Below are 2,610 nucleotides of genomic sequence, written 5' to 3'. Positions count from 1 at the left end.
ATAAAGAAAAGAGGCATAAGTACCGGAACAGGTCCCAGGAAATGTTTAATATATTTTGCACCGTGTCTATTGATGCCGATCACATGGCTCCAGGTCACGACAATGACGGCCAAGGCAACAGTGGTGTTGATGGAGGCTGTGGGAGGATAGAATCCGGGAAGCAGGCCGAACAGGTTTCCTAAAAGGACAAACAGGAAAACAGTCAGCAACAGGGGATAGGAATCTCTTCCCTCTTCTCCGGTGATACCAACCATAAACTCTTCAAGTCCGGAAATGATTACCTCAAAAACATTTTGAACGGTCTTGGGCACAAGGGTAACGCTTTTACCGCCGATCCAGCCAAGAATAACGAGAATAATCATTGCAAGCCACATGTAAGTAACATGAGGATGGGCACCTGCCCAATCTTCAAGACCAAACAAACTAAAAAATGAAGTAAGAAATAGATATGGGTGTTCCACCTTAAACCGCCTCCCTGAATATAATCTTGGTTAATTCAATTGCCGCTGCTATAAACGTGCTTGCCACTACAACGGAAAGGCCTGCCAGAAGCCCTGCCGGATGTACGCTGCGGTTTGCGATCAGCAGAAAAATAATCACCGCCGTCAATGCAAACCGCAGATAATATTTAACCAGAAGCGCACTGATCAGGGATTTTCCCTTTTCCATCACCCGCTCCTGGTTGATATTTTGGGTTACTGTATTTTTTAGAACATGAAAGTTGATTGTTACAATCAGGCCGCCCAGGAAAACCCCTAAATAAACTTTCGGAGAGGCCAGAAGCAATGCCACAACACTTGACCCCAGAAACAGAAGCCAGTTGGTCCGTGTGATAAAGTTTACTATTTTCTCAAGTTCTTCCATTAATATTTTCCCGCTTTTTTCCCAGCCCTGATAATGTTGCTGAACCCGGCTGCTATGCCGAACCCAAGTCCCACCATCAAAAGGACGGGTCTTGTATCAAAAACACTATCCAGCCAGTACCCCAGTGCCATCCCGATGACAATGGCCAGAGCCACGGATATGCCAAGACTTGCAAAATATCCCAGCTCACGAAAGGTCTTTCCCTTATCTTCTTCTGCCATTTTTATTCGGCCTTTCACCGGCACCTTGTTTGCCGGTCATCCGGCAGTCCTGCGCTTCAAACTTTATTTTCAAATTATCTTGAGAGCAAATATCATATGATCCGGGTGAAGTCAACGTGAAAAAACGTTTTACATAATATCAAGGAATCCGTTGGTATACGGCCCTTTAACCCTTCCAATCACCCTTGCCTGAATGCCATTTTTTTCCATAATATCCACACATTGCGCCGCCTGATCCCGGGCCATAAAAAGCAGAAGCCCGCCAGATGTCTGGGGATCGAACATTAAATCACTTTTCACCCGGTCCGTACCTTCAGCCACACGGATATGCGGGGCAAAAAAACGTTTATTTTTATGGGCGCCGCCCGGAAGAAGACCCATGGCCGCAAATTCCATTACCCCGTCCAGCACCCCGACCTTTTCCGTATCAATTTCAATACGCATGCCCGCGCCTTTGGCCGCTTCGATCAAATGCCCCCCAAGCCCGAATCCTGTGACATCTGTACAGGCATGGACATGAAAACCCTTCGCAATCAGGGCCGCATTCTTGTTCAGGGCGGACATGGTTTTTACAGCCTGCCTGACCTGGTCCCCGGATGCGAGTCCGGCTTTGATCGCGGTGGAGATGACGCCGGTGCCAATGGGTTTGGTCAGAATGACGGCATCACCTTCCTGGGACCGGCTGTTGGCCCAGACCCGGTCCGGGTGCACGATACCGGTCACGGACAGCCCGTACTTGATTTCAGGATCGTCCACGGAGTGGCCGCCCACAAGGACTGCGCCCGACTCTTTGATTTTATCAAGTCCGCCTTCAAGGATACGGGGCAGGATACCTGAGTCAAGGTCACATGAGGGAAAGCACACAATATTCATGGCTGTAATGGGCGTGCCGCCCATGGCATAGACATCGGACAAGGAGTTCGCCGCGGCTATCTGGCCGAACTCATAGGGGTCATCAGCCACAGGTGTCAGAAAATCAAGGGTCTGGATAATGGCAGTCTCTTCGGACAGACGGAACACACCGGCATCATCCGGGTGTTCAAGCCCGATGATCAGGTCCGGATGGAACGGCAGTTCAAGTTTTGACACGATTTTATCCAGGGCCCCTGGATCCAGTTTAGCTGCTCAACCAGCGGCTTTTACCGTGCGGGTTAAAAAAACCTGTTCAAAATTATCCATTATTATTCATCCTTAGATTTAAGTGCAATCACTGCGGCAAAGCGTCCCGTGACCTTGTTCGCCCTGAAAGAGTAAAACAAATCCGTACGGCACCGGGTACAAAGCCCCATGGTTTCGATATGCTCATCCAACACACCGTGGGCCCCAAGCTGGTCCCGGGAGATCTGCCAGAAGTCAAAATAGGGGCGGTCCTTGTCTTTATATTTCCATAATACTTTAGGAATTTCCTGCTTATAATTCATAAATTGTGCACAGCAGGGGCCAAGGGAGGGACCGATACCCGCCCGGATGCTTGCAGGGGTGCACCCGAACTGTGTGACCATGGCATTGATGCAGCGCCCTAAAA

At 49.4% G+C, this 2,610-nt stretch carries 5 protein-coding genes; all 5 read right to left on the bottom strand.

Going from position 1 to position 2,610, the window contains the following annotated elements:
- Positions 1 to 362, bottom strand: a 362-nt coding sequence (locus AB7U36_RS22225) for a F0F1 ATP synthase subunit A (protein WP_428161784.1), incomplete at its 3' end; no start/stop codon positions are given.
- Positions 363 to 462: 100 nt separating this feature from the next.
- Positions 463 to 864, bottom strand: coding sequence for an ATP synthase subunit I (locus AB7U36_RS22220; protein WP_428161783.1), 402 nt, complete (start codon positions 862 to 864; stop codon positions 463 to 465).
- Positions 864 to 1,085 (bottom strand): AtpZ/AtpI family protein, encoded by a 222-nt coding sequence (locus tag AB7U36_RS22215; protein ID WP_428161782.1) that lies wholly within the window; start codon positions 1,083 to 1,085, stop codon positions 864 to 866. The genes AB7U36_RS22220 and AB7U36_RS22215 overlap by 1 nt, the downstream gene beginning before the upstream one ends.
- A gap of 129 nt (positions 1,086 to 1,214) precedes the next feature.
- Positions 1,215 to 2,264, bottom strand: a complete 1,050-nt coding sequence (gene selD, locus AB7U36_RS22210) for a selenide, water dikinase SelD (protein WP_428161781.1) — start codon at positions 2,262 to 2,264, stop codon at positions 1,215 to 1,217.
- A 2-nt stretch (positions 2,265 to 2,266) separates the two neighbouring features.
- Positions 2,267 to 2,610, bottom strand: a 344-nt coding sequence (locus AB7U36_RS22205; RefSeq protein WP_428161780.1) for a laccase domain-containing protein, incomplete at its 5' end; no start/stop codon positions are given.

It is taken from the genome of Desulfobacter sp., from assembly GCF_050177295.1.
Note: the sequence above shows the minus strand (reverse complement) of the source record. Positions and strands in the feature narration are given on the sequence as shown.

What these genes read in the sequence shown, in the direction of transcription:
- AB7U36_RS22220 (WP_428161783.1), bottom strand. Translation starts at nt 864, where the DNA reads ATGGAAGAACTTGAGAAAATAGTAAACTTTATCACACGGACCAACTGG.
- AB7U36_RS22215 (WP_428161782.1), bottom strand. Translation starts at nt 1,085, where the DNA reads ATGGCAGAAGAAGATAAGGGAAAGACCTTTCGTGAGCTGGGATATTTT.